The sequence below is a fragment of the Sphaerisporangium sp. NPDC005288 genome, assembly GCF_040607475.1.
In the GTDB taxonomy this organism is placed as follows: Bacteria; Actinomycetota; Actinomycetes; order Streptosporangiales; family Streptosporangiaceae; genus Sphaerisporangium; species Sphaerisporangium rhizosphaerae.
In genome coordinates, this window is sequence record NZ_JBEXGT010000064.1 from 1 (window position 1) to 26,211 (window position 26,211).

Annotated in this window: 24 protein-coding genes and 1 pseudogene; 12 read left to right on the forward strand and 13 right to left on the reverse strand. The window is 71.3% G+C overall.

The genetic code is table 11. From position 1 onward, the window contains the following. Positions 1-569, reverse strand: a 569-nt coding sequence (locus tag ABZU32_RS37545) for a sigma factor-like helix-turn-helix DNA-binding protein (RefSeq protein WP_354930633.1), incomplete at its 3' end; no start/stop codon positions are given. A 168-nt stretch (positions 570-737) separates the two neighbouring features. On the opposite strand from ABZU32_RS37545, the gene ABZU32_RS37550 reads away from it, so the two are divergent. From ABZU32_RS37550 to ABZU32_RS37560, 3 genes are all read left to right on the forward strand, one after another. Continuing rightward, the gene (locus ABZU32_RS37550; protein ID WP_354930636.1) at positions 738-1,469 is read left to right on the forward strand and encodes a helix-turn-helix domain-containing protein; all 732 of its coding nucleotides are present in this window, start codon (positions 738-740) and stop codon (positions 1,467-1,469) included. A gap of 33 nt (positions 1,470-1,502) precedes the next feature. Continuing rightward, positions 1,503-3,104: an FAD-dependent monooxygenase gene (locus tag ABZU32_RS37555; protein ID WP_354930639.1), complete on the forward strand. Its 1,602-nt coding sequence runs from the start codon at positions 1,503-1,505 to the stop codon at positions 3,102-3,104. Positions 3,105-3,215: 111 nt separating this feature from the next. Further along, positions 3,216-3,668, forward strand: coding sequence for a hypothetical protein (locus ABZU32_RS37560; RefSeq protein ID WP_354930642.1), 453 nt, complete (start codon positions 3,216-3,218; stop codon positions 3,666-3,668). Positions 3,669-3,802: 134 nt separating this feature from the next. Here the strand turns inward: ABZU32_RS37560 and ABZU32_RS37565 are convergent, their stop codons facing one another. Beyond that, positions 3,803-4,576, reverse strand: a complete 774-nt coding sequence (locus ABZU32_RS37565) for an SDR family oxidoreductase (protein WP_354930645.1) — start codon at positions 4,574-4,576, stop codon at positions 3,803-3,805. A gap of 295 nt (positions 4,577-4,871) precedes the next feature. Between ABZU32_RS37565 and ABZU32_RS37570 the strand changes: the two genes are divergently transcribed. Beyond that, entirely contained in the window at positions 4,872-5,750 is an 879-nt protein-coding gene (locus ABZU32_RS37570; protein WP_354930750.1) for an RNA polymerase sigma-70 factor, read from the forward strand. A 40-nt stretch (positions 5,751-5,790) separates the two neighbouring features. Here ABZU32_RS37570 and ABZU32_RS37575 read toward each other — a convergent pair whose 3' ends face one another. Next, entirely contained in the window at positions 5,791-6,648 is an 858-nt protein-coding gene (locus ABZU32_RS37575; RefSeq protein WP_354930648.1) for an NAD(P)H-binding protein, read from the reverse strand. Between the two features lie 107 nt (positions 6,649-6,755). Here ABZU32_RS37575 and ABZU32_RS37580 point away from each other — a divergent pair, with 107 nt between their 5' ends. Beyond that, a complete protein-coding gene (locus ABZU32_RS37580; protein ID WP_354853122.1) occupies positions 6,756-7,211 on the forward strand; it encodes a MarR family winged helix-turn-helix transcriptional regulator in 456 nt (151 codons plus the stop codon). 83 nt (positions 7,212-7,294) lie between these two features. On the opposite strand, the pseudogene ABZU32_RS37585 reads toward ABZU32_RS37580, so the two are convergent. The 3 genes and pseudogenes from ABZU32_RS37585 to ABZU32_RS37595 form a co-directional block, all read right to left on the reverse strand. After that, positions 7,295-7,417 (reverse strand): annotated as a pseudogene (locus ABZU32_RS37585) (DUF2975 domain-containing protein); the annotation flags it as partial. A gap of 2 nt (positions 7,418-7,419) precedes the next feature. Then, positions 7,420-7,575 carry a hypothetical protein gene (locus ABZU32_RS37590; RefSeq protein WP_354930651.1) on the reverse strand — a complete coding sequence of 52 codons (156 nt, stop codon included), beginning with the start codon at positions 7,573-7,575 and terminating at the stop codon, positions 7,420-7,422. 152 nt (positions 7,576-7,727) lie between these two features. Continuing rightward, complete coding sequence (locus tag ABZU32_RS37595) at positions 7,728-8,399, reverse strand: winged helix-turn-helix transcriptional regulator (RefSeq protein ID WP_354930654.1); 672 nt, start codon at positions 8,397-8,399, stop codon at positions 7,728-7,730. Positions 8,400-8,535: 136 nt separating this feature from the next. On the opposite strand from ABZU32_RS37595, the gene ABZU32_RS37600 reads away from it, so the two are divergent. The 3 genes from ABZU32_RS37600 to ABZU32_RS37610 all read left to right on the forward strand — a co-directional run bounded on the left by ABZU32_RS37600 (position 8,536) and on the right by ABZU32_RS37610 (position 11,704). Next, entirely contained in the window at positions 8,536-9,456 is a 921-nt protein-coding gene (locus ABZU32_RS37600) for an SDR family oxidoreductase (RefSeq protein ID WP_354930657.1), read from the forward strand. Positions 9,457-9,776: 320 nt separating this feature from the next. Further along, entirely contained in the window at positions 9,777-11,003 is a 1,227-nt protein-coding gene (locus ABZU32_RS37605) for a monooxygenase (protein WP_354930660.1), read from the forward strand. A 119-nt stretch (positions 11,004-11,122) separates the two neighbouring features. Continuing rightward, on the forward strand, positions 11,123-11,704 hold the full coding sequence (locus ABZU32_RS37610) for a DinB family protein (protein WP_354930663.1): 582 nt from the start codon (positions 11,123-11,125) through the stop codon (positions 11,702-11,704). 45 nt (positions 11,705-11,749) lie between these two features. On the opposite strand, the gene ABZU32_RS37615 is transcribed toward ABZU32_RS37610, so the two are convergent. The 3 genes from ABZU32_RS37615 to ABZU32_RS37625 form a co-directional block, all read right to left on the reverse strand. Continuing rightward, positions 11,750-12,814, reverse strand: coding sequence for a ferritin-like protein (locus tag ABZU32_RS37615; RefSeq protein WP_354930666.1), 1,065 nt, complete (start codon positions 12,812-12,814; stop codon positions 11,750-11,752). A gap of 445 nt (positions 12,815-13,259) precedes the next feature. Beyond that, positions 13,260-14,711 carry an SMP-30/gluconolactonase/LRE family protein gene (locus tag ABZU32_RS37620; protein ID WP_354930669.1) on the reverse strand — a complete coding sequence of 484 codons (1,452 nt, stop codon included), beginning with the start codon at positions 14,709-14,711 and terminating at the stop codon, positions 13,260-13,262. Positions 14,712-15,064: 353 nt separating this feature from the next. Next, complete coding sequence (locus tag ABZU32_RS37625; protein WP_354930672.1) at positions 15,065-15,589, reverse strand: CGNR zinc finger domain-containing protein; 525 nt, start codon at positions 15,587-15,589, stop codon at positions 15,065-15,067. Between the two features lie 88 nt (positions 15,590-15,677). Between ABZU32_RS37625 and ABZU32_RS37630 the strand changes: the two genes are divergently transcribed. Next, positions 15,678-16,550, forward strand: coding sequence for an alpha/beta hydrolase (locus ABZU32_RS37630; protein WP_354930675.1), 873 nt, complete (start codon positions 15,678-15,680; stop codon positions 16,548-16,550). Positions 16,551-16,632: 82 nt separating this feature from the next. Here the strand turns inward: ABZU32_RS37630 and ABZU32_RS37635 are convergent, their stop codons facing one another. Further along, a complete protein-coding gene (locus tag ABZU32_RS37635) occupies positions 16,633-19,863 on the reverse strand; it encodes a BTAD domain-containing putative transcriptional regulator (RefSeq protein ID WP_354930678.1) in 3,231 nt (1,076 codons plus the stop codon). Between the two features lie 325 nt (positions 19,864-20,188). Between ABZU32_RS37635 and ABZU32_RS37640 the strand changes: the two genes are divergently transcribed. Both ABZU32_RS37640 and ABZU32_RS37645 read left to right on the forward strand, forming a co-directional pair. Then, complete coding sequence (locus ABZU32_RS37640; RefSeq protein ID WP_354930681.1) at positions 20,189-20,707, forward strand: RICIN domain-containing protein; 519 nt, start codon at positions 20,189-20,191, stop codon at positions 20,705-20,707. 254 nt (positions 20,708-20,961) lie between these two features. Then, the gene (locus ABZU32_RS37645; protein ID WP_354930684.1) at positions 20,962-21,861 is read left to right on the forward strand and encodes an aminoglycoside phosphotransferase family protein; all 900 of its coding nucleotides are present in this window, start codon (positions 20,962-20,964) and stop codon (positions 21,859-21,861) included. 42 nt (positions 21,862-21,903) lie between these two features. Here ABZU32_RS37645 and ABZU32_RS37650 read toward each other — a convergent pair whose 3' ends face one another. Beyond that, a complete protein-coding gene (locus tag ABZU32_RS37650) occupies positions 21,904-22,965 on the reverse strand; it encodes an NAD(P)/FAD-dependent oxidoreductase (protein ID WP_354930687.1) in 1,062 nt (353 codons plus the stop codon). Continuing rightward, complete coding sequence (locus ABZU32_RS37655; protein ID WP_354930690.1) at positions 22,962-23,825, reverse strand: NAD(P)H-binding protein; 864 nt, start codon at positions 23,823-23,825, stop codon at positions 22,962-22,964. The genes ABZU32_RS37650 and ABZU32_RS37655 overlap by 4 nt, the downstream gene beginning before the upstream one ends. 107 nt (positions 23,826-23,932) lie before the next feature. On the opposite strand from ABZU32_RS37655, the gene ABZU32_RS37660 reads away from it, so the two are divergent. Next, positions 23,933-24,862, forward strand: coding sequence for an AsnC family transcriptional regulator (locus tag ABZU32_RS37660; protein WP_354930693.1), 930 nt, complete (start codon positions 23,933-23,935; stop codon positions 24,860-24,862). A gap of 166 nt (positions 24,863-25,028) precedes the next feature. Here ABZU32_RS37660 and ABZU32_RS37665 read toward each other — a convergent pair whose 3' ends face one another. Next, a complete protein-coding gene (locus tag ABZU32_RS37665) occupies positions 25,029-26,204 on the reverse strand; it encodes a hypothetical protein (RefSeq protein WP_354930696.1) in 1,176 nt (391 codons plus the stop codon). Between the last annotated feature and the right edge of the window lie 7 nt (positions 26,205-26,211).

The following is a 26,211-nucleotide window of genomic DNA, read 5'->3' on the forward strand; positions in this document are numbered from 1 at the left end:
GAGCGGATGTGCCGGGTGATGTGCGCGCGCAGCAGCCGCGTCGGCGACTCCGCCCACGACCTCACCAGCCCCGGCAGCACCGAACACCGCGGCTCGGCGCCCCTGGCGTCCATGACCGCCGCCAGCCACTGCTCGGCATGACGCCGCCCCGCACGCGCCGCCGACTCAACCGACTCCACCGAGATGTCCAGCACCCGGGCCACCTCGTCGGACTTCAACCCATGACGAAGCGTCAGATCAAGGATCTCCCGCTCACGCGGCTCCAGGCTCGCCAGCACCTCCAGCGCGACCTCCGGGGCGCCGTCGCGTCCCCGCCGCGCGGAGGCGCCCTTGTGCCCCATGCCGTCCTGCCGGGCCTGGCACTCGGCGCGGGCCAGCGAGTACAGCCACGCGCGCAGCCGCGTCGCGTCGGGCAGCCGATGGGAGTGGGCGAGGGCCGCCTGCAACGCCCCGGCCGTCGCCGCGAGGGCTTCGTCGTCGTCCAGCGCCGATCGGCAGTAGTCGTGGAGACGATCGCCGTACTCCTGGCACAGCCGCTCGTACGCGGCCGGATCGTCCCTACTGAGCACAGGGATCAACACTCCTGACGTAGACCAGGACGCTAATGAAACTAGCAAATGAGCGCCGACATCGCCCGGTTCCCGGCCGGTGGATCCTTCCGGCCGTACGGCGGCGTCGCATGCCAGTGTGGGCTCATGCCATTGTTAGTACCAGTACAAAGATGGTACGGTACCACCATGGAGGACAACGCAGGCGGCGCCGGCCGGGCGCAGCCACAGGAGGCGTCCGCGCCGTCCCGGCACGAGCGGCGGCGCCGTGAGACCAGAGACCGCATCGCCCGCACCGCGCTGGCCCTGTTCGCCGGGCGAGGGTACGACGCGGTGACCATCGCCGAGATCGCCCAGGCCGCCGACGTCGCCAAACAGACCGTCGTCAACCACTTCCCGGCCAAAGAGGACCTGCTGCTGGCCTGGCACCGCCCGGTCGAGGCCGATCTGATCGACATGATCGACCAGCTCCCGCTGAGCACCCCGCTGCCGGAGTTCCTCAAGCGGGAGCTGCCGCGCATGTTCGCCCACCTGCCGCCGCTGCCGGAGGCGCCGCACGGCGAAGACCCGCGGGCCGCGGCCGACGACCGGCTCGCGGGCGTCTTCGCCATCATCCAGAACAGTCCCACCCTGCAGGACGCCCTGCGGCTGCGCGGCGCCCGCTACCAGGAGGACCTGGCGGCGATCCTGTCCGACCGGGTGCCCGCCCACCTGGGGCCCGTCGCGGCACGGGCCATCGCCGCCTACATCCTGACCACCGTCGGCGCCATGATCGAGGAGGCGACCCGGCTGCGCGGCGCGGGAGCCTCGCCGGAGCGGATCGCCGCCACCCTCACCGACACCGTCGGCCGGGCGCTGGAGATCCTGCACACCGGCCTCGGCGACGCGGCCCGGCCAGAGAGACCGTCCGGCAACCCCTGACGGTTCACCCACCCACGCGGGCCGAGGAGGGTCATGCGAACGGAAGAGACATCGGTGCTGGTCGCCGGCGGCGGGCTGGTCGGCCTGTCGGCGGCGGTGTTCCTGTCCTGGCACGGGGTCCCCACGCTGGTGGCCGAGCGCCATGCCGCGAGCTCGCCGCACCCACGTGCCGTCGGCTTCACGCCACGCACGATGGAACTGCTCCGGGCGGTCGGCCTGGGCTCGCACGTGCCGCAGGTGCCGCCCGGCGCGCGGCTGCGCCGGGCCCGGGTCCAGAGCCTGGCCGGGCCGTGGTCGGAGGAGACCCCCTGGACTCCGCGCGGCGATGACGGGCCCCCGGATGAGGCGCCCGCGATCGAGTACTCGCCGTGCAGAGGCGCGGCGATCGCCCAGGACCGGCTCGAACCCCTGCTCCGCGACAGGGCCGCCGAACTCGGCGCCGACCTCAGGTTCGGCACGGAACTGCTGACCTGGCGCCAGGACGACGACGGGGTGCTCGCCGTGCTGCGCACCGGCGACGGCGACGAGCGTCAGGTGCGGGCCGGCTACCTGCTCGCCGCCGACGGGACCCGCAGCCCCGTCCGGGAGGCGCTGGGGATCGGCCGAGGCGGCCGGGGCCACCTCGGCACCTCGCGCAGCGTGCTGTTCAGGGCCCCGCTGGAGGAGTACCTGGAGTCGGGGGTCAGCCAGTTCCAGATCGACCAGCCGGGACTCCAGGCGTTCCTCACCACCTACGGCGACGGCCGCTGGGTGCTGATGTTCGCCGACGACCGGGAACGCGACCCGGACACGCTGAAGTCCACGGTGCTCCAGGCGATCGGCCGGACCGACCTTCCGGTCGAGCTGATCACCACCGGCCGCTGGGAGCTCAGTGCCCTGGTGGCGGACCGCTTCGCCTCCGACCGGGTCTTCCTCGCCGGGGACGCCGCGCACACGCTGCCCCCCTCCCGCGGCGGCTACGGCGCCAACACCGGCATCGAAGACGCGCACAACCTCGCCTGGAAGCTGTCCTCGGTGCTCTCGGGCGTGTCGGCGCCCCGGCTGCTCGGCACCTACGACGCCGAGCGACGCCCGGTCGCGTGGCTGCGCCACGACCAGATCTTCGCCCGGGCCGACCACCGCCGGTTCACCGAGACTCCCGGCGACGCCGGTACGCCGATCCTCGACGAGGAGGCCATGGAGTTCGGGCAGTTGTACCGGTCGGCCGCGGTGCTGACGGCCGGCGAGGAGCTGCCGCCCGCGGCGCGGCCCGAGCGGTGGGCCGGGCAGCCCGGCACCCGCGCGCCGCACCTGTGGCTGAGCGGAGACGGCGAGCGGCTGTCCACACTGGACCTGTTCCAGCGCGGGTGGGTCCTGCTGGCCGGCCACGACCATTGGGCCGCCGCGGCCGAGCGGGCGAGCGAACGGACCGGCGTATCCGTGAAATGCCGGCGGATCGGCGACCGGCTCCGGCCGCGGGAGCCGGAGGAGTTCCTCCGCGCCTACGGCGTCGGCCAGGACGGCGCGAGCCTGGTCCGGCCGGACGGCTACATCGCCTGGCGCTCCCGGGACCTGCCCGCCCGGCCCGCCGGCGAGCTGACCGCGGCGCTGGCCCAGGTGTCCTGCGCCGCCCTCGCGCCGGCCCCGTCCAGGTGATGGAGGTCACAACGACAGCGCGTACTTCGGCACGGAATGCAGGACAGGACGCTCCTACCTTGAGCTCATCGGGACTGCAAGAGAACAGTCCCCCTGAGAAAGGAACCGATCATGACTGTTCGGCGGCGAATGACGGCACTGGCGGTGAGCGCCGCTGCCGCGGCGGCCGGCTTAGCCGGGACGGCGGGCGGCGCGCACGCCGCGACCGCCACCATCCACGGCGAGGCAAAGCTCTGCTACACCGGTTTCACCTGCCAGACGGTGCAGTTCGAACACGAACTCACCCCGACCCGCCATGCCTTCCGAGACAGCGTCACCGTGGACGCCGGCCTCCGGAAGATCACGATGCGGGTCGCCAGCGAACTGGGCGACAACGCCCGGCCCGTCTTCCGCATCTCCCAGATCACCATCCAGGATTTCAACGGCAAGACGCTCAAGCGGCAGACCTACGACACCAACAAGGCGGCGGCGGCCGCACCCAACCTCGCCGTCGACAAGCAGACCCTCGACGAGACGAGCACCATCAACGCGGTCGGCACCGCCTTCGCCAACTTCACCTCCTGAGGTCGGTGAGCCGCACAGCTCCCGACGCCGGCGGCCACGGGCCCGGCATCCTGGGGAGCGAGCGATGAGCCGCCCGACGCCGGCCCGCCCACGCGGGGCGGGCCGGTCGCAGGGCCGGGCCGTTCACCCGACGACTACCAGGGCACCGGGCCGTCCTCGCTGAAGAAGCCGCCGGTCGGGCCGTCCGCGCCCAGGGTGGCCAGGTGCACCACGACCGCGGCGCCCTGCGCGGCGGTGCGGTGCCCGCAGAAGTTGTTGATGTCGGTGGCGCAGAAGCCCGGGCAGGCGGCGTTGACCAGGATTCCGGCCTCGCGCAGCTCACTGGCGTACTGCACGGTCAGCGCGTTCAGGGCGGTCTTGGACGGCACGTACGCGGCCGACTGCGGCAGCCCCGCCAGCGGGCCGTCCGGGTCGCTGGTGATGGTCAGCGACGCGCCGGTGCTGCTGAGGTTCACGACGCGCGGCGCCGGTGAGCGCCGCAGCAGCGGGAGCATGGCGTTGGTCACCGCGATCACCCCGAAGACGTTGGTCTCGAACACCGCGCGGACCATGCCGGTGTCCACGGAGCTCGGGATCTCCCCGCGGGCCAGTTCCGGCGCGACCTGGTCCATCCCGGCGCCGGCGATACCGGCGTTGTTCACCAGCACGTCAAGGCGGCCGAAGCGCTCCTCGACCCACGTGGCGGCCCGCTGAATCGTTTCCGGGTCGGTGACGTCCAGGGTGAGGGCGTGCGCGTCGCCGCCCGCCGCGCGCAGGGCCGCGGCGGCGTCCTGGCCGCGCCCGGGGTTCCTGGCGCCGACCAGGACCGTCATGCCCAGCGCGGCCAGCCGTCCGGCGGTCGCGTGGCCGATCCCCTTGTTCGCCCCGGTGATCAGTGCCACCCGCCGCTGTGTGGTGTGTTCGTTCATGACCGAGCTCCCGTCCGAGCGTGTCCGTCTGTGCGAAGTCAGGTGAAGCCGCGTGAAGCCGCGTGCCGCGCGGATCGTTCGCGCGGCGTCCTGACGGACACCAGATGCCGGCGGTCCGGCCGCTGTGACAGCGCACCCGTGTGACGTGCGCCACCGGCCGCGGGTGTCACACATTGGTGCGGGCCGGCGTCTTGTGCGTGTGGCACAGTCGAGAACCGACAGGCGGGAGCCGGCGATGAACGAGGGCAGCGAGCCGACGACGGGCACAGGGGAGGCGCCCGCTCGCGGCGACCGCATGGACTCCGCCACCGAGGTGTTCATCGCCCACCGCAACCTGCTGTTCACCGTCGCCTACGAGATGCTCGGCTCGGCCGCCGACGCCGAGGACGTCCTGCAGGAGAGCTGGCTGCGGTGGGCGGGCGTCGACCTCGGCGCCGTGCGCGACCAGCGCGCCTACCTTGTCCGGATCACCACCAGGCAGGCGGTGAGCCGGCTGCGCACCCTCGGCCGGCGCAAGGAGTCCTACGTCGGTCCCTGGTTGCCCGAACCGCTGCTGACCACTCCCGACGTGGCCGAGGACGTGGAACTGGCCGACAGCGTCTCGATGGCGATGCTGCTGGTGCTGGAGACGCTCGCGCCGACCGAGCGGGCGGTGTTCGTGCTGCGGGAGGTGTTCGACCTGGACTACGACGAGATCGCCGAGGCGGTCGGCAAGCGCCCGGCCGCGGTCCGCCAGATCGCCCACCGGGCACGGGCCCACGTCGCCGCGCGCCGGCCGCGCGGGGTCGTCTCCGCGGCCGAGACCCGCGGCGCCCTGGAGGCGTTCCAGCGGGCGGTCCAGACAGGTGACCTGCAGCGCCTGCTCGACATGCTCGCTCCGGACGTCGTCTTCCTGGGGGACGGCGGCGGGGTCCGGAAGGCCGCGCTGTCGCCCATCGTCGGGGCCCGCCGGGTGGCCCGCGTGCTGACCGCCGGAGTGCGCAAGATCGGCCAGGAGATGTCGGTCGAACCCGTGCAGGTCAACGGCTACCCGGCGCTGGCGCTCCGGCTCGACGGCGAGATCGACACCCTCATCGCGGTGCGCATCGACGACGGCCTCATCACCGGGCTCTACGCCGTACGCAATCCCGAGAAGCTGTCGCGGGTGGACAGGGAGACCGTGCTGAGCCGCTGACCCGCGCCCGCCCCTTCCGGGCGCGCCTGTCCTGCTTCGTTCAGGACGTGCGCCTGAAGGCGCCGGCGTTGCGCGCGCACCAGTCGGCGAACGTGCGGGGCCTGCGCCGGAGCAGGCGTTCCACGGTGTCGGTGCGGAACCCGGTGGTGTCGGCGCGCATGAGATGGAACCCCTCGGCGATGGCCTCGGCCAGCGCGGGGGGCGCCCCGCCTGGGAAGCGGGAGGCGACGGCCTGCTCCGCGGTGGTCACCGTCCGTACCTCCAGGTCCCGGCCGGCCGCCGCGGCGAGGATCTCGACCTGTTGGGTGACGGTGAACAGTTCCTCACCGGTGAGCACGTACTCCCTGCCCTGATGGCCCTCGCCGGTCAGGGCCAGAGCGGCGACGGCGGCGATGTCGGCGGGGTCGATCGGCGCGTACCGGCCAGGGCCGATCGGATCGAGGACGTAACCCGCCTCGCGGATGGTGGGCAGCCAGTCCAGGGCGTTGGTCATGAAGCCGCCAGGCCGCAGGAACGTGGCCGGGATGCCGGACGCGCGGATGACCTGCTCGCGTTCGTGGTGCCAGCGGCCCATGGCGGGCATCGGGTCGCCGAGCACGTTGAAGGAGGACAGGTGCACGATGTGGCGCACCCCGGCGGCCTGGGCGGCGGCGACGGCATGCCTGGTGTGGTCCAGGCCGATGCCGGGGGTGAGCAGGAACAGCCGGTCGGCTCCGGCGAAGGCGGGCGGCAGCGTCGCCGGCTCGCTCAGGTCCCCCACGACCCGTTCGGCCCGCCCGGGCAGCGCGGCGGCGCGGACCGGGTCGCGGATCAGGATGCGCAAGGGCGCGCCGGTCTCCTCCAGCCCTCGGACGAGCTCGCGGCCGACGTTCCCGGTCGCGCCGGTGATCAGTATCATGAGAGCTCCCAAGTCATGTACCGGTTAACGATGGCAGAACGTTAACCGGTACACGATCTGGCCGTCAATCGAACCGCACCGCGTCCCCGACACCGGAAGGCCCTGTCATGCCCGAGTTCCTGGACCTGCACAGCAAGATGTCGAAGGCGCTGCGGGCGGCGGCCGAGGTGGCCATGCGCCGTCACGGGGTGCACCTGGGGCAAGATCACCTGCTCGCGGTGTTGTGGCGGCAGGACGGCCGCACCCCCGGCGAGGTGGCCGCCGCCCTGAACGTCACCACCCCCAACGTGGTCAAGGCGGCCACCCGGATGGCCGCGGCCGGCCTGCTCACCAGGCGCCGCGACGACCGGGACAACCGGCTGGTCCGCTTGTGGCTCACCGACGCCGGAAGCGCCCTGCGGGCGCCCATCGAGAGGGAGCGGCGGTTGCTCGAGGAGGCGGTCACCGCCGACCTCACCGAGGCGGAACGCGAACATCTGCTCAGCGCCCTGGCGAAGATCCACCGCTCGGCGCGCACCCTGCTGGACGCCCCCGTCGCCCACCGTGACTCGGCCACCGCCTGACGCCGTTCAGCCGGACGCGCCGGATCACCCGGCGCGAGCAGGACCGGGAGCGCGAACATCACCAGGGCGGCAGCCACGATGGCGCCGATCACGATGTCCACGTACCGGAAGGCAGCGTGGGAGAACACCGTCCCGCGCCGCACCATCGTGACCAGCCCCCACACCCAGACCAGGACGACCTGGACCGTCACGACACCCAGGACCATGATCACCAGGAACGGGTGCGCAGGTAGGCGTAGTGCGCGTCCAGCTCCTCCTGGTCGATGGCGAGCAACGGCACCATCGCCGTCCGCACGAACACCGACCCGGCGAGCAGCGCCACGGGCACGACGCGCAGCGCGAGCACCGGCAGCCTCCCCGTCATCTCTCCTTCGATCGACTAACGGTGATCATCTGTCGACTATCGATATACGAGGTAAGAGGTCAGGTCGTCGGGACAGGGGCTGGGTGAGGACGAGCACCACGGCCGGCGCGGCCCCGCCGGCGAGCTCGACGGCCGATCGCGCCGGCGGCGGGTTATGCCGGCGGCGCCGCGACGGTCCGGGGCCGGGGGAGTGAGGCGAACAGGCGCCCGACCGCGGCCAGGTCGCCGGACACGGTGACCTGGCCGGCGCTCACGGCCTCCTGGACGCCGAGCTTGCCGGTCATCAGGCCCGCGAACGTCCGGGTGTCGGCGGTGACGGTCGCGTCGGGCGCGGACGGCTCGCCGCGGGCGACGTCGATGCGGCCGCCGGAGACGCGCACCGTGATGTGGTCGTCGCCGAAGACCAGCCCGTAGGTCGCGGTCAGGCCGCCGCTCGCCTCCGCGTCGAAGTCCCCCTGGAGCGCCAGCATGAGCGCGTCGACGCTGATGCCGGCGTCGAGGTCGCGGAACGGGGACAGCCGGCCCCAGTGGCCGAGGTGCATGAGCACCGGCTGGAGCTGCCGCCCCCATTCGGTCAGCTCGTACACCCAGAACCGCCCGGGCGGCCCGAGCTTGCGGCGCCGCACGATGCCGGACTCCTCCAGTTCGCGCAGCCGCTGCGACAGGCGGTTGGGGCCGGCGTTCGGCAGCCCGGCGCGCAGGTCGCTGAAGCGCTTGGGGCCGAGCAGCAACTCGCGCACCACCAGCAGGGCCCAGCGCTCGCCGACCAGGTCAAGGGCGTGCGCGGCGGCGCAGGCGTCGCCATAGTTCCGCGTGCCTCCCACGTCGCCGAGTCTAACCGAGCTTCCGCGTCGGACAGAACCTTCTAGTTCCGAAGTTGTACTAACAGGTATCGATATGTACTGTGCATCGCAGGCCCCCTCGGGCGGGAGGCCATCCTCCGAACAGGAAGAAGAAGCGATGATCCTCATCACAGGCGCGAACGGGCGTCCCGGCTCGGCGGTCGTGCGGGAGTTCGCGCGGCGCGGCCGGCCCGTCCGGGCGCTCGTGCGGGAGCCGGCGAAGGCGGAGGGCCTGCGCGGCCTGCCGGGCGTCGAGATCGTCCACGGCGACATGCTGTGGCCCGAGACGCTGGAGCCGGCGCTGGCCGGGGTCGACCGGGTGCTGATGATCTCCGGTGCCGGTCCGCTGATGCTGGAGACCCAGTGCACGTTCATCGACGCCGCGGTCAGGGCGGGCGTCGGCCACATCGTGAAGTTCTCCGGCAAGGACTCCACCGATGGGTTCGACAACGAGAGGTTCCGGTCCAGCCGCAGTCACGAGCAGATCCAGCGGTACCTGTACGCCTCCGGCGCGCTCTGGACGGTGCTGCAGCCGAGCCAGTTCATGCACGTGTACTTCGAGGAGGTGCCCGACATCGTCGCCTCCGGCGAACTGCGCCTCCCGCTCGGCGACACCACGCTGGCCCCGGTCGACATCGACGACATCGCCAAGGTGGCCTACGCCGTGCTCACCACGCCCGGCCACGAAGGCGCGATCTACCCCATGACCGGCCCCGAGGCCCTCACCATGACCGAGGCCGCCCGGCACATCTCCGACGCCATCGGCAGGCCCGTCCGCTACCGCGACGTCTCCATCGAGGACAAGCAGCGGTCCTGGACCGAGGCCGGGTACCCCGCGCCGCGCGTGACCGCGTTCGGGCAGCTCTTCGCGGAGCGCCGCAGGCTGGGCCGCTCGACCGTCGACCTCGGCACCCACGAGCGCTTCGGCGTCGAGCCGACCACCTTCGCCAAGTTCGCCCGCCGCCACGCCGGGGTCTTCCGCGGCGAGGCCCAGTACGCCGTCACCCCGGCCGGCCGGTCGGGCGACGGCGCCAGGTGAACGGCCGGCGTGAACGGCCGGCGTGAACGGGCGGCCTCGCCCGGCCACGCGGGGCGCATGCCACCTCGGCCATGACCGAAGCGGCCCAGGGACGGCCACCGTCGTGTGGTCCGGCCCGCCGTAAGTGCGGGCCGAAATCGCGGGCCGAAAGTCAGGGGTGATCTCAGGGATGTCCTCCGCCGGTCGGAGGAGCGGCTCAGCCGAGCGGCGTATGGAGGAACGAGGGTCCCGCGCGGCAGGCTGGAGCCAACAGGACCGGCATTCCCGGTGCCGGTTCGTGAGCTCACGGGGGCCATCCCGGTGGAGAGCAGGAGCCCGAAGTGAAGCACACGGCGCTGACCGGAGCAGCCGTCGCACTCGCCACGACACTTCTCGTCGCCGCGTGCGGACCGTCACCCACCACCGGATCCTCGGTGGCCGGGCACGGGACCCCATCCGGCTCGCCGCAGGCGAGCACGGGCACGACCGCCGGCACGCACGCCGGCCACGGGGGACCGTTCAAGGCGCCTCCGCCCCAGCCGTTACGCCCGTCCGAGCGGTTCGTCGACCTTAAGCCGCCGAAGCCGTACACCCCGGCCGCCCCGTCGGGAGGAACCGACGAATACCGCTGCTTCCTGCTCGACCCCGGCCTGACCGGTCCGGCGTTCCTCACCGGCAGCCAGTTCCTGCCGCAGAACACCGCGATCGTGCACCACGCGATCATCTTCCAGATCGGCCCGGACAAGGCGAAGGCCGCCCGTGACCTCGACGCCCGCACGCCCGACGAGGGATGGACGTGCTTCGGCGACGCCGGCGTCCAGGACGGCGCCTGGGTCGGCCACTGGGCGCCGGGGGCCAACGAGACGCTGTTCTCGCAGAAGGTCGGCTACGCGATGGCGGCCGGCAGCCGGTTGATCATGCAGGTGCACTACAACCTGCTCGCCACCGACGGCAAGCCCGGCCAGAGCGACCGGTCGGGGATACGGCTGCGGGTCGCCGACGGCGAGAAGGGCTACACCCCGTTGCAGACCGCGCGGCTCCCGGCCCCCGTCGAACTCCCCTGCGCGAGCGGCGAGTCCGGCCCGTTGTGCGACCGGAAGGCCGCCGTCGGCGACCTGACCCACCGTTTCGGGGCACAGGCCGAACAGACGCTCGGCATGCTCAGCGAGTTCTGCGCCAAGGGCGCGGCCGTTCCCCCCGGCCCGACCCAGCACTGCGACCGCCCGGTCCCGGGGCCGGCGACCATCTACGGCGTCGCCGGGCACATGCACCTGCTCGGCCGGTCCATCACGATCCAGCTCAACCCCGGCAAGCCCGGCGAACGGACCCTGCTCGACATCCCGGTCTACAACTTCGACGACCAGGCGATCCGGCCGCTGCCGAAGCCCCTCGCCGTCAAGGCCGGGGACACCCTCCGGGTGACCTGCACCCACGACGCGGGGCTGCGCAGGATGCTGCCCGCTCTGCAGGGCCTGCCGCCCCGGTACGTCGTGTGGGGTGAGGGCACCAGCGACGAGATGTGCCTCGGCCTGCTGATCTGGTCTCCGGCCGGCCGTTCCAAGGGCTGATCGCGCGGGCCGGCGGCGGGGCACGGTGATGCGCGCGATGAGCGTGTGCCCCGCCACGCGCCTGTGTGGTGCGTTAAATCCGTTGTCGGCCGCCGGGCGCGTCACCGATGATGGCCGCCATGGCCACGACACGACGAGCGGACATGTTCACCGCGGACGGCAAGCCCTCCGACGACGACCCGCGGGAGAACGGGCCGACGTTGGGCGACGAGCGCACCACACTGATCGAGAACCTGCGCTGCGCACGCCTCACACTGGAGATGAAGTGCTCCGATCTCGACGCGGAGGCCATGGCACGGCGGTCGGTCGAGCCGTCCACGATGTCGCTGCTCGGGCTGGTGCGGCACCTGGCCGAGGTGGAGCGCGCGACGTTCCGGGTGCTGATGGCCGGTCACGACGTGCCCCGGCTGTACTGCTCCGACACCGACCGTGACGGTGACTTCGACGGCGCCGTTCCCGACCCCCAGGTGGTGGCGGAGGCGTGGGAGGCGTGGCGCGCCGAGGTGGACTTCGCCGAGCGGTACGTCGCCGGGGCGCCCGATCTCGACGTCACCGCCGACGACCCCGAGAACCTGCACGGCAGCGGCGGGGGACTGATGTCGCTGCGCGAGGTGCTGGTCGGGATGATCTGGGAGTACGCCCGCCACATGGGCCACGCCGACCTGCTGCGCGAGCGCATCGACGGCCGCATCGGCCAGTGATCATCCCTGCCGCAGGCTGGGCGCGCCGTCGAGGTGCGCGCTTGGTCAGCGTGACTCGGGCGGTAGGTACTCGAAGATCGGCCCGGCCGTGGTGCCGTCTTCGTCGGGCGTTCGCATCAGAGCCTGGGCCTGGGCCTTGAGCGCGTACATGGCGCGCGTGGCCTGCCCGAGCAGCTCGGGGTGGCCGTTGAAAGCCTGTTGCAGCACCTGCAACAGGTCGCGGTAGCCGTGGCCGAACTCCTCCTGCGCCGCGCGTATCGGGCTGCCCGGGGCGTGGTCGGCCAGCCGCGGGTTCCGCCGCATCGGCAGGACGCCGGCCGGGTCCACGGAGATCGTCTCGCCGGTGGGCCCGGTCTGCGGGGTGTCGCCCCGCTGGTAGCGCCGGCCGGCCTTGAGCTCCTGGAACCGGTAGTAGTGCGCGACCTCGTCCCGTTCGGGGTGGAAGACATCCTGGTCGCCGTCCCAGACCTCGCCGCCCGCCGCACCCTCGCCCTGCTCGACGATCTCTTCCAGCGCCGCCAGCGCGGACTTCAGACCGTCCACCGCTGCCAGCCGCCCGGCGGTGTGCCGGAAGTGGCCGGCGCTCACCTGGCGGGACGGGTCGCCGCAGAAGACCGCCTGCTCGCCGAGCCGGTCGCACAGGTCGCGCAGTCCTTGTTCGATCGCGGCGTAGAACTGGCCGATCGTCTCGTAGGCGTCTCCCTCCGCCGGACCGCCGGGCGGTGCCGGCCGTTCGAGACGCAGGAACATTTCCAGCGCCTCGGCGCCGAAGGGAAGCAGTGACAGCTCCAGGGACCTGTCGCCGTGCGGCAACCGCCGGGGGTGCGGTGGCAGCATCTCCGGCCTGTCCAGCCGCGGCCGGCCACCGACGGCGTTGAGCAGGTTGGCGGCCAGCACGAGGTGCAGCATCTCCTCGACGAAGACGCCGCCCACCACCTCGGCGGCCTCCGGGTTGCGGTCCGGATCGAGCGAGTAGAGCGCGCACAGGTACGGCGGCAAGGTCGCGTGCTCCAGCTCGATCGCCCACTGCAGGTGCTCGCGGAGACTGTCGAGCGTGTCGATCCGTGCCGCCGAGGCGGCGGCGGACTCTGGCGGTCGCGGGTGTTCCATGGGTGTCCTGCCTCGGTGTTCGGGAAGGGGCGGATCGCACCGCCACCAAAGGGACGCTCGGGACGGGTCACGCACCTGGACGCCGGACCCCGATCGCCAGCTAAGACAGGACAGCCCACCGGCCCTGTGACAGAACCCGCGAGAAAATCAGCCGGCCCACCCCGCCCGCGCCGGGCTCGCGGCGACATACGAGCACTCGGCTCGCCCGGGCCGGCCGAGGCTCCTTGGGACCGCACGACCATGCGGGCCGCCGGACCGGGATCCATCACGGGCGGAGCGGAGAAAGCTCAGAGGACACTCGACCCGATCGCGGCGAGGTAGTCCGACACCGCGGACGAGCGGCGACCGGCGCGCCCACCAGCGCGGCGAGATCCCCTCCCATGCCTGACCAGGCGCGACCGTCGGCCCGGGCAGGGCACCCGGCCCGGGCGAGGTGACGGCGAGGTCAGTACGGCCAGCCGGGGACGTTCAGCCGGACGCGGTAGAGGCCGAAGTTGCCGCTGTTACCGCCCCGGGAGGGCGTGCCCGAGGTGATGTACAGCGTCCGGCCGTCGGAGCCGCCGAAGGCGACGTTGGTGGTGTTCAGCCCGGCGGAGATGGTGCCGAGCTGGGCCCCGGACGGCGCGTACACGTGAACCTTGCCGTCGTTGTAGGACACCTGGTAGAGGTTGCCGGCACAGTCGATCGTCGCGCCGTCAGAACCGTTCAGGGACGCGAAGTCGGCGCGCGTGCCGACGCTGCCGTCGGCGTTGACCGGCCACTTGTAGACCTTCCCCGAACCGTTGCCGCCGACGTAGAGCGTCTTGCCGTCGGGGGAGAGCACGATGCCGTTCGGCTCCCGGATGGTGTCGTCGATCAGCGAGACGACGCCGTTCTTGACCCGGAACACGCCGGTGCGGCCGGACATCTGGTCCGTGCGGTTCGCGCGCTGGAAGTCGGGGTCGGTGAAGTAGACGGTGCCGTCGGCTCCGACGGTGAGGTCGTTCGGCGAGTTGAAGGCGTGCCCCTGGTAGGAGGAGGCCACCACGCCCCGCGTCCGGTCCGACAGGCGGAAGGAGGAGACGCTGCGCTGGTCGTGCGTCGCGGCCAGCAACGTGCCTCCGTCCCGGCTGAGCGCCAGGCCGTTGCTGCCGGAACCGGCGATGAAGGTCTCGAAGGTGTTCGGCTCGGTGAAGCGCAGCACGTCCGCGGGCTGGACGCCCTCCGAACCGGTGCCGTCACGCATCAGCGACAGCAGCAGGGTCTGGGTGGTGGCGTCCCAGACCGGGCCCTCCAGGAAGTTGAACCCGTCGCGGATCTTCGTGGCGGACACCGACGTCGACGGCAGCGGGTTGGGGTAGCTCGTGCCCGGCGTGCACGGCCCGACGCCGGGGCGCGGCGTCCCCGGCGAGGGGGTGGGCGTCGGCGTGGGCGTGGGCGTCACGGTCGGCGTCGGCGTCGGGGTGGGCGTGACCGTGGGGGTGGGGGTGAGGGTCACGGGCCCGCTGCACATGACGCCGTTGAGCCAGAAGGTGTTGGGCACGGGGTTGGCGCCCGTGAGGCTCGCGCTGAACCCCATGCCACTGGCCGTGGCGTTGGTGGCGATGGAGCCGTTGTAGGACATGCTGGTCGCGGTCACGTGCGCGCCGGACTGCGTCCACGTGGCGTTCCAGCCGGACCCGATCCTCTGGCCGGAGTCGGGGAAGTCGAACTCCAGCTTCCAGCTGCTGACCGGGTCGCCGAGGTTGGTGATGGCCACATCGCCCTGGAAGCCGCCGCCCCACTGATTGACGATCTTGTAGGTCACCTTGCACCCGGCGGCGGCCGCCGCCGGCATCGTCACCGCTGCGACTCCACCGGAGACGACCAGCGCGGCGGCCAGTCCGGTGACCGCGAAAGTGGCGAGACTCCGTCTCATCTGGGCGTCCTTTCGGCAACGACGACGGGCAGCCGCCGCCCGCCTCAGAGCGCCGGTCGGGGACGGGGTCCACCGGCACGCCACGCGGCGCACCGCCGACCGACGTCCCGGGATCAAAGATTAGGTGGAGGGTCGCGATCGGTCGCCCGTCACGGCGTCCGCCGGGTGAGACGCCGCCTGATCACCCTTCGCGCGGCGGCCGGTCGCTGCCGCACCGACGCCCGCCTCAGCCTGGGCGAACGCCACCGCCTGCCGGTCCCGGCGAGCCGATCGGCGACCGAGAAGAGCCCGGGCCGCGGCGCTGAAACGTTCAGCCCGCCCCCGAGCGCCATGGCCGTCATGGCGGTGGGATGTCAGGTGATGGTCGGGGCGTTCTTCCGGCGTTCGTAGTGGCGGCGCGCTTTCATGCGGTTGCCGCAGCCGGCCATCGAACACCATCGGGCGCTGTTGCTCTTGGAGTGGTCGACGAAGAAGAGCGTGCACTCGTCTTTGTTCTCGCAGGCGCGGAGCCGGCCGGGGGCGGTGCGCCGGAGCGCGTCCCAGGCCACGATGGCTCGGGCCGCCAGGATGTGCTCGCGAGGCGTCGCGAGCCGCCAGCTGATGCCGGTGTCGCTGATGAACGGCTGGTAGCTGACGCCGTGGAGCGCCGGGGCGAGCGCCGCCGGCGTGGCCTGGTCGTGCACCAGTGCCTGGAGCGTGTCGCGGGTCGAGCGCAGAAGTGCGAGGTCTTCGCCGAGATGCGCTTCGCCCGCGTGTTCCGCGATCCAGGCGCCGGCCTCCTCGGGGTCGGCGAGACGATCGGTCACCTCTCCGGCGACGGTCGGGGTCGTGTTCAGCAGGGCCAGGAGCAGCCCCTCGTCCAGGCTTTCGACCTTCATCGTCGTTCTAACCTCCATTCTTGTTTGACAAGGTTACACTCCCATGCTTACCGTCTAACCAACAAAGATGACTATGGGGGTTAGGGCGATGAGTGCGGTGGTGCACCACAGGTACGCGACGGTCGAGGGGCACCGACTCTTCTACCGGGAGGCCGGAACGGCGGGCATGCCGACGATCGTGTTGCTGCACGGCTTCCCGACGAGCTCGTTCATGTTCCGCGACCTGATCCCCCGGCTGGAGGGGTACCGGGTCATCGCCCCCGATCACCTCGGGTTCGGGCTCTCCGACGCGCCTCCGGTCGAGGAGTTCGACTACAGCTTCGACGCGCTGGCGGACCTCACCGCCGGACTGCTCGGGCAACTGGGTGTGACCCGCTACGCGATCGGCGTCCAGGACTACGGCGCCCCGATCGGCTGGCGGCTGGCGATCCGCGACCCCGACGCGGTCGTCGCGGTGATCAGCCAGAACGGGAACGGCTACGACGAGGGCTTCGTCGCCGACACCTGGCAGGGCATCTGGCGCTACCAGCGGGAGCAGACCCCGGAGAACGAGGCGGCGCTGCGCGGGCTGTTCACCCTCGAGGCGATCCGGGACCAGTACGTGACCGGCGTCGAGGACCCGAGCATCGTCAGCCCGGACACCTGGCACCTCGACCACGCCTATCTCTCGCGGCCGGGCAACGCGGAGGTCCAGCTGAGCCTGTTCTTGAACTACGCCACCAACCCGCCCCTGTATCCGGCGCTGCACGAATGGCTGCGCAGCAAGCAGGTGCCGGTGCTGGCCACGTGGGGCAAGTACGACCCGTTCTTCGGCCCGGACGGGGCCCGCGCGTTCGCCCGCGACACCGCCAACGCGGAGATCCACCTGTTCGAAGGCGGCCACTTCCTCCTGGAGACCGCCGGCGAGCAGGTGGCGGCGCTGATCCGCGACTTCCTCGCCAGACACCTGCAGGCGGCCTGAGATCCGTCGCGTGCCTGACCGAGGACGATCCGTACGTCGACTTGATGGGCCCGATCGGCGTCTGCGCGGGTCGAGCCCGGGGTCAAATCGTCGCCAGCACGGTCTGCCGGTCCTCGTCGGGAGAGGGGGCGCCACTCGACAGGGTGGACAGTCGTTGGACGAGCCGGGCGCTGAGGCCGGTGCCGTCGCCGCCGCTCAGTGTGCTGACCAGATGGAGCGCCTCCTGCCACGCCGCCTCGGCGCCGTCCCGGTCTCCGGTGGACCGGCGCAGCAGTCCCAGCGCGTCCAGAGCCGAGACCTGCCACAGGACGAACCCGTTGTCGCGGAACACGGCAAGTGCCCGCAGCATGAGCGGCTCGGCGAGGTGGTGCCGATCGCCGGCCGCGTGCACCTGGCCGAGCGCCAACAGCAGACGACCATGCAACACCGTGATGCGGAGCGGGCGGGCCGTACCCAGTGCGGTGGTGAGTTGCGCCTCCGCCTCCGCCATGTCGCCCATGCGGGCGGCCGTGCGGCCCAGCGTCAACCGGATGTGAAGTTCACCGATCTTGTCGCCGACGGCCTGTGTGCCGGTCAACAAGGGGCGAAGCACCTCCGTCGCCCGCGCCCACTCGCCACGCTCCAGATAGACCTCGCCGAGACGATGCAGAAGCATGAGCTTGACACGCCGGTCGGTGCCATCGCCCGCGATCGCGAGTCCCTCAAGCAGTGGGGCTTCCGCGCGATCGAGCCGGCCCTGGCCGATCTCGATCAAGGCGAGCTTGTAGAGGATGTGCAGTTTGGTGCTCGAGTCGTCGATGGGAGCGATCAGGCGCTGAGCCGCGCGGAAGCCGTCCGCGGCTTCGTTCAGCCTGCCCAGGAGGAGCATCGCGCCGGCCGTGCCACGCACGGCCATCGCGTGGCCGTGCCGCTCGCCGATCGCTTCGAAGAGCCGGGCCGCAGCGGACATGTGCCGCAGCATGGTGTGCGGGTCGGAATGCAACGTGGCCAGTTCGCCCAGCGCCAGCTCCATGACGGCCTCCCCGCGCCGGTCTCCGGCGCGCCGGGTGGTTCGCAGTGCGATCGTCGCGCTGGACAGCCAGTCGTTGAAGTACGCCCCCAGCTCGAACAGGGTGAGGCTCGCGTTGGCGATGTCCCAGCACAACTCGGTGAGCCCGGCCCGGGCGGCCTGTGCGACCGCGGCCACCAGAAGCGCGCGTTCGCCTTCCATCCACCGCAACCCGTCGGACAGGAGCGCGTCCACCGATGCCCGGTCAAGGGGTATACGGGTGGCGTCGCTGTGGATGATGCTGTCGTGAGGGCCGCCGTAGTACCGCCGATGCGCCTCCTCGGCCAGATGCAACAGGCAGCCGAGCAGCCTGACCAGGGCGAAGTTCCGGTCGTCGGGCGACTCGTCGGCGGCCAGCCGCTCGCGGCTGTACACCCGCAGCAACTCGTGCATCCGGTACCGCGGGCCCCGTTGCTCGTCGCCGCCGACCTCGACCAGGCGGGCGCCGACCAGATCCTCCAGCACTTCGGCGGCCTCGTCCATGGTCGTGCCGAGGAGCGGTGCGGCCACCCAGGCCGCGAAGTCCTCCACTTCCAGCAAACCCAGCCGGCGGAACAACCGGCGGGCCGGCGCGCCAAGGCCCTCATAGGAAAGCGCCATGCTCGGACGGACAGCGAGGTCGCCGTGCGCCAGTTCGTCAAGGCGGCGCCGCTCCGACTCCAGCCGCGCCGCGAAGCCGGCGACGGTCCAGTGCGGACGGGCGGCGAGCCGGGCGCCGGCGATCTGCAGTGCCAGTGGCATGCCTCCGCACAGGTCGACCAGGCTCCGCGTCGCGTCGAGTTCGCCCGCGCCGATGCGGCGACCGGTCAGGTGGAGGAGAAGCCGGACGCCCTCGGATGGCCCCAAGACGTCGACGTCGACGTGCAGCACATCGTCCAGGCCGGTCAGGCGGGGCCGGCTGGTGACGATGGCCGCGCAGCCGGGTGTGGCCGGGAGCAGCTCGCGGACATCGCCCTCGTCGGCCGCGTCGTCCAGGACCAGCAGCAGCCGCCGGCCCGCGATGATGGTCCTGTACAGCGACAACCGGTCGTCGACCTCGTGCGGGATGCCCGTGCCCGGCACGCCGAGACTGCGCAGGAGCCGCTCCAGCACATCGACGTCGGTCCACCGGCGGCGCCGGCCGCCCCCGCCGAACGTCACGTACAGTTGACCGTCCGGGAACCGGTCGCCGATCAGGTGCGCCACGTGGATCGCCAGCGCGGTCTTGCCCGCACCTCCCGGTCCGTTGAGCGCGGCGATGGGCGCGGTCGTGGCGCCCGACGACAGATGCGCGCGCAAGCGCGCGACGGCGTGCTCCCGGCCGGTGAGGTCGCCGGCGAACCGGGGCAGTTGCCTGGGCACCGCCGATGTGACGGCCGGCGCGACCGGTGACGCGACCGGTGGGGCGACGGCTGACGTGGCCGGCGAGGTGGCAGGCGAGGTGACGGCCGAGGTGACCGGCGGGGACGGCGGGGACGGCGGCCGCGCCGACCGTGCCGTCCACTGGCCGGCGTCGTGCTCCAGGATCGCGCGCTGCACATCCTGGAGCTGTGGACCCGGCTCCACACCCAGCTCCTCGACGAACAGGTCCCGGGCCCGGCGATAGGCGGCGAGCGCGTCGGCCGTACGTCCGGCCCGGTACAGCGCGGTGATGTGCTGGCGCAGCAACCGTTCACGCAGCGGATGCCGGATGACGAGCGCCGCCGCCTCCAGGTAGACCTCCTCGACCCGGCCGAGCGCCAGCAGCGCGTCGAACCAGTCCTCCGCCGCGGCGCACTCCGCCTCGGCAAGGGTGAAGGTCATCTTCCTGACGAGCGCGCTGTCGATGTCCGCCAGTGGCCGTCCACGCCACAACCCCAGCGCCTCACGCAGGAGCCGTTCCGCCGTGGCCGGATCGTCGGCCAGGCTTCGCCGGCCGGCCGCGACCAGCGCGTCGAACCGGCTCTGATCGACCTGCCGGTCCTCGACCAGGAGGCGGTAACCCGGCCGCCGGGTCTCGATCACGTGGACGGCGCCGGCCAGTGCCAGACTCCGGCGCAGCAGCGAGATGCACGTCTGAACCTGCTGATGGCACGTCGACGGCGGGTCGTCGGCCCACACCGCCTCGATCAGCCGATCACGCGGGACGACCTGGTTGCGCTCCAGCAACAGCATCGCCAGGGCGGTGCGCTCGCGCGGCCCGCCGATCACCCGCTCGACACCGGCGGTCTCGACCGCCAGGGGCCCCAGCATCCGAAAGTCGATGGGCGGATCGCCGGCCGAACGCTCGAAGGCGTCGATCACCACAGCTGCACAGTAATACCGATGCCGGGCGCCATCCAGGGGCGGCCGCCGATGACGACGCACGCGAGCGCCGGCCCGAGCGTGGACGACCCTACGGCCGGATCACCCTGCTACGGCCGGGGTCGCGATCGCCGGACGAGCCTGCGCGCATGCCGCGCTCATTTCACGTACGTACCGCCTGAAAGCGGCCCTGACCTGCGCGTCCGGCGTCCAGGAGTGCATCAGTAGGCGCCGAGGAGTGTGTCGGTAGCGGTCGGTGCCATCATCGGGCCGCACGAGCACCTGCCGCCTCCGGCAGATCTCGAATCATGAAAGGAACCACATGAGAATGCATCGTTCCATCATGGCGTTGTTCGGTGCCGTCGTCCTCGGTGTCACGGTGCTGGCCGCATCGTCTCCCGCGAACGCGGCCACCTACTGGGTCATCCGCGGCTTCGGCTCGCAGAAGTGCATCGACAACCCGAACTACGCCAGCGGAAACGTCCAGCTGGACATCTGGAGCTGCGTCAGCCCGAGGCAGAGCAATGAGCAGTGGGAATGGGTACCCGCCGGGGACGACAGCTTCATCATCGTCAATCGCTCCAGCGGGAAATGCCTGACCGTCTACGGCGCATCCTATGACAACAACGCCCCCATCATTCAGTACGCCTGCAACTACGGCGCCAACCAGCGGTGGTTCCAGGACAACGCCAGAACCACCCAGGGGGGATACGACTACTACATGATCAGAAACGCGAAGAGCCAGAAATGCATCGCCGTCCAGAACGCCTCGACCGCCAATGGCGCGAAACTCCTGCAGTACACCTGCAATACCGGCCCCAATGAGATCTGGACCTGGCTGGGCTGAGTCCCAGACCTCATCGACGCGTTACCCACGCACCGGCGGCTTCCCAGGAGCCGCCGGTCTGGCGGGGGCGGGCGACCGCGACCCCGCCGCGGTCGTCCGTCGTCGTTCGGCGCCGATCCGACCAGGGGTCAGGTCGAAGGCGATCCGGCCGAGGGCGCAGAGCACCGTGACGGGCGGCGCGCCCCGGACCGCGGATCACAGGCTCGGCGTCAACAGCCGCCCCCCCGTTCCCGGCGCCGTACTAGAGTCGCGGGATGCAGAGCCGGGGCCGCGATCATGCCGGAGACGTCCAGGATGTCGTGGCCATGCGGCTGCCCGGCTATCGGGTCCACTCGATGGTGCTCCTCGGCGAAGGTCAGGACAACATCGCCTACGAGGTCAACGGCGAGTTGATCGTACGCTTCTCCAAGGAGCCCGACCCGGCGGTCCGGGCCGCGCAGGTGAGGGACGAGGCCGGCCTTCTGGCGACCGTCGCGGACATCTCACCGCTGCCCGTCCCCGAGCCGAGCTTCACGGTCGCGGAGGAGGGCTGCCTGGCCTATTTCAAACTCCCCGGCACACCGCTCATCGATCTTGCCGCGTCGCGGCGATCGGCCGACACCGCCGCCATCGCCGCGACGCTGGGCGAGCTGCTGAACGCGCTGCACGGTGTTCCGATCGGGCGGATGGCCGAACTGGTGGACACCGATGACCAGCCCAAGGAGCTGTGGCTACGTGAGGCCGCGGAGACCTACGCCATGGTCGCCGACCAGGTGCCGCCGGTGTACCGCCACGCGGTGGAGGCGTTCCTCGACGCGCCGCCGCCCGCCGACGGGCACGCTCTGGCGTTCTCCCACAACGACCTGGGGATCGAACACGTCCTGGTCGACCCGGCCGGGCGGGCGGTGACCGGCGTCATCGACTGGAGCGACGCCGCGATCGTCGATCCGGCCTATGACTTCGGCCTCATCCACCGCGACCTCGGACCCCTCGCCGTACGTGCGGCCCTGAGCAGGTACCGCACCGGCGCCCACGAGGCCGAGGCGATCAGCGCACGCGCCGCCTTCTACGCCAGGTGCAGCGTCTTCGAGGACATGGCCTACGGAATCGACACCGGCCACGGCAGCTACCGCACCAAGAGCCTCACCGCACTGCGGTGGCTGTTCCCGGCGTAGTGCCACACCCTCGGCCAGACGTTCGACGGGGGCCATGCGCCGTCAACCGGGCAGAGGGTCCTGGCCGAGAACACGGGCGCCGTTGGCGGCGGAGATGCGGACCGCGGCGAATCCGGAGTCGATCATTTCCTGCTCGTAGGAGCGTAGCGCGGGGACGAGCGGGCCACCGTGGGCGAGTGCCGCGGTGAGCGCCGCGGCGTCGCGCAGGGCCAGGTTGGCCCCGGCCCCGGCAGCCGGGCTCATGGCATGGATGGCGTCGCCGAGCAGCGTGACCTGGGTGGTCCGCCAGGGTGGGATCGGGACGCTGGTGCGCAGCTCCAGCGGGAAGACTTCGTGCCACTGCGCGATCATCCGCCGGACGAGAGGGTGCCAGCCGTCTGTCATGTCCATGACGAGGGCCCTGAGCTGGTTCTGCGTCATCGTGTGCAGGCCGGGTGGGAGGTCTTCGGCGCGGGCGCCGAAGGAGCAGGTGGCGTAGTCGCGGGTGGGCGCGACGCCCACTACGCGATGACCTGGACCGATGATCGCGGTGAACACGTTGTCCATGCCCTCGGCCAGCTCGACCGGGATCTTGCCGTAGAGCTGGACGAGGCCGGTGCCGACGATGCGGGCGTGCGGCAGGTACTGGCGGCGGACCGCGGAGTTGATGCCGTCGGCGCCGACCAGGACGTCGCCTGTGACGGTGGTGCCGTCGTCGAAGCGCGCCGTCACGTGGTCGGCCTCGACTTCGAAGCCGGTCAGCCGCATGCCGTACGTGATCGTCTCCGCCACCTCGCCCAGTAGTGCGTCGCGGAGCGCCTGCCGGTCGATCGACAGGTGGAGTCCGCCGTGTTCGAGGACCTCGAACTCCTCGAGCATGGGATCGAAGCGGACGAAGCGGGGCGAGGGTATGTGAGCGGTGGCAAAGAAGGCGGCTCGCCGTTCCGGGGTCATCACGCTGGTGAGCGCGTCGATGCCCACGTCGCTGAGATGCAGCCGATAGCCCTGGCGACGGACGAGTGGCGACTGGTCGCGCTCGTAGAGGGCCACGTCGATGTCAGCGCCGCGCAGCCCGGTGGCCAGGGCCAGCCCGCCGAGGCCGGCGCCGGTGACGATCACCTTCATCGCCGGGCCCCGCCGAAGGCGGCGGCGTGCTCGGCGGCCCACGCCGACAGTGTCGTGGCGGGTGCCCCCGTGATGTCGGGCACCGCGGAGGTGACCTGCGGACGCGGGGCGGCGGCCATCGTGGTGTAGCCGTCGAGCAGCTCGTCGACGAAGCCGGCGGGAAAGCCGGGATCGGCCAGTAGCCGGGCGCGTTCCTGCTCCAGCGTCAGCTCCTGCCAGCGCAGTGGGCGCCCGATGGCCTCGCCGATCAGCCGCACCTGCTCTGCCTGGGTCAGCACCTCGGGCCCGGTGAGGGTGTAGCGGTGTCCTTCATGCCCGGGCTCGGTCAGCGCGTGTACGGCTACCGCCGCGATGTCGTCCTGGTGGATCGGCGTCATCGCCAGCGAGCCGAAGGCCCCGCGGACGCTGTCGCCCGCCTTGATCTGCGTGCTCCACCACAGGGCGTTGGCCATGAAGGTGCTGGGGCTCAGCACCGTCCAGTCCATGCCGGACCGCTCGATTAGCCGCTCGACGGTGGCGTGCCAGCGGGCGACCGGGTTGGGTTGCTCCTCGGGCGCGACTCCGGGCAGTGCGCCGCCGCCTGTCATGAAGACGACGTGGCGGACGCGGCGCTTGAGCGCGTCGACGAGGGGGCGGGCGGGTTCGGCCGAGTGGAAGGGCCACATGAGGAACGCGGCGTCGACGTCGTCGAGGGCGCCCGGCGCCTCCAGATCGGGAGTGATCACCTCGACGCCCTGGGGTGGCTTCGCGGCCTCAGGGTTACGGCTCGTGGCCCGTACGGCGGCACCACCGCGGGCCAGCCGCTCGGCCACCCTCCTGCCCACGTTGCCGGTCGCGCCGAAAACCAGGTAAGTGCTCATGCGTCAAGAGTCCCGTCATGCCGGCGACCACGCACCTCACGTGCCACTTCGTCGCGATAAATAGCCTGTAAGAATGAAATATGGCGATAACTAGCACATTGGATGCAGTGGACTACGCTCTCGTGCACGCGCTGCAGATCGACGGCCGCGCCTCCTTCCGCACGATCGCCGACGCGCTGGACGTCTCCGAGCACACCGTCGCCCGCCGCTACCGCAAGCTCCGCGCGCACGGCGTCCTGCGGGTGGCCGGCTGGCTCAACGGCCGGCGCTTCGGCCGCACCTCCTGGTCGGTGCGCCTGGTGTGCACGCCCGACGCGGCAGGCCAGGTGGCGGAGGCCATCGCCCGGCGCGACGACACCGTCTGGGTCCGCCTGCTGTCCGGCGGCACCGAGATCGCCTGCGGCGTCCAGGCGGGCGGCGACCAGGACGATGACGCCCTGCTGCTGAAGAAGCTGCCGCGGACGCCGCGCATCGTGGCCATGTCCGCGCACGCGACCCTGCACATGTTCGCCGGGTGGCGCAGCCGGGTCGCGGTACTCACCGACGAGCAGGCCGAGCGGATCCGGCCCGCTCTGCCGCAGGGGAAACAGGTCTCGCTGAGCGTGCGGGATCACGCCATGGTGCGCGTGCTGGCGCAGGACGGGCGGGCCGGGTACGGCAAGTTGGCGGCGGCCACCGGATGGTCGCACACGACCGTGCGACGCCGCCTCGGCGAACTGCGGTCCGGCGACATGCTCAGGTTCGACGTCGAGATCTCCCCGCAGGCCCTGGGCTACCACGCCGAGGCCTGGCTGTGGATGAAGGTCGAGCCGTCGGCCCTGGTCTCGGTCGGCGAAGCCATGGCCGCCCACCCCGAGGCCGACGTGGTGGCGGCCACCACCGGCCCCACCAACCTCATGGCCGGTGTGACCTGCCGAGACACGGGCGACCTCTACCGCTACCTCACCGAGCGGGTCGCGCCGCTCCACGGTGTGCGCGAACTGGAGACCGCGCCGGTGATCCGCACCGTCAAGCGGGTGGGCACCTTCCTGCCCTGACGCTCAGCCCTCACCCGGCCGATGCCCCGCCGACACCACGACACGATCACCGCCGCCCGCGCGGCCCCGGCCGCGGTCAGCCTGCGGCGACATCTCGGACGGCGACCGGCCGGCGCGCCGCGTCTCCAGGTCGACGGCTCACCGGCTGGGACCGAGACCCTCGAACTCACCGGTCAGGATAGAGGCCCTCGAAGGCGCGGGCGACGATCTCTTCGTGAGACAGGGCCTGTCGTCCGGCTCTCGCCGACGTCGGCCATCCTGAACCTGTGGCCGTGCTCTGCTTGACCACCTCCTCGGGCGCTGTGAAGGAGTGGGCTCTGTCTTCGAACTCCGCGGAGGGTTCTATCTGGTCATCGTCGCCAAGGGCCAGCGGGTTGGGCTGGGCAGGACGTGGGCGGTCATCGTCGTCCGGCAGCGGAGACTCCAGAGGGTTGCCGTCCTTGTCCACCCGTGTGGTCTTCACATCAGGCTGGCGACCCGGTTCTCGGCTGATCGTCTGGATGGTCGCGCCGCCGTCGCTGTGATATTCGACCGCGGTCGTGCTCTGATTGCCTTGGCCTGGGTTGTCGGGCTTGTCGGTGAAACTGGCGCTGCGGTCGGTCATTTTCCCGTTCACGAAATGCTCTCTGACCTCCAGCAGGCTCTCTCCGTCGATCAGGCCCCCTGAAAGCATCGCCCGGTCGTCCTCATATCGGTCGGTGACCACTTTGCCGACGTCGTCGATCGTGGTGACCGTTTTGTCGCCGATAATGTGATAGCGACCATCTGAGTCCGTCTTTTCTTTCTGGGAATATTGTGACGTGGTCACCAGGCCGGACCTGTCGGTCGTGATCTCGCGCCGTTCCAGTGAGTCCACGCCACCGGGGACCGCGGTGCGGATCCACGATCCAGACCCCGTCGAGATCGTGCTGCAGGTGACCGGGTCGATGTTCCGTAGGGTGTACTGGTCGATGGTGCTGCCTGATCCCTCCGACACACTGCCTTCTTGCACCCGCACAAGGCGCCCGCCGCCGTCATAGGTCAACTGCCGGTAGGTGCCATCGTCGTTGGTCCAGCGGACGACCGTGGGGTCCCCGGGCAGAGTGGACGGCTGAGTGATGTTGGTCCGGCAGCCGGGCTGGGGAATGAACGTCATGATCGCCTCTAGGGAGTAGGCCAGCGAAAGACTCCCCTTCGTATCGCCAGGGGCACCTTGCGCATTACAGGAGTTTCCGTAGTAACCGGCGAAGAGGCGGTAACGGCCAAAACAAGATGAACACGTAGAATTCGGGTGATTTCCCGCATTGCTGACCTGGCGTCCGGCGGCGATCTCCCTGTCCTGTCGTCGCCATTCGGCGAGCATGCCGGCG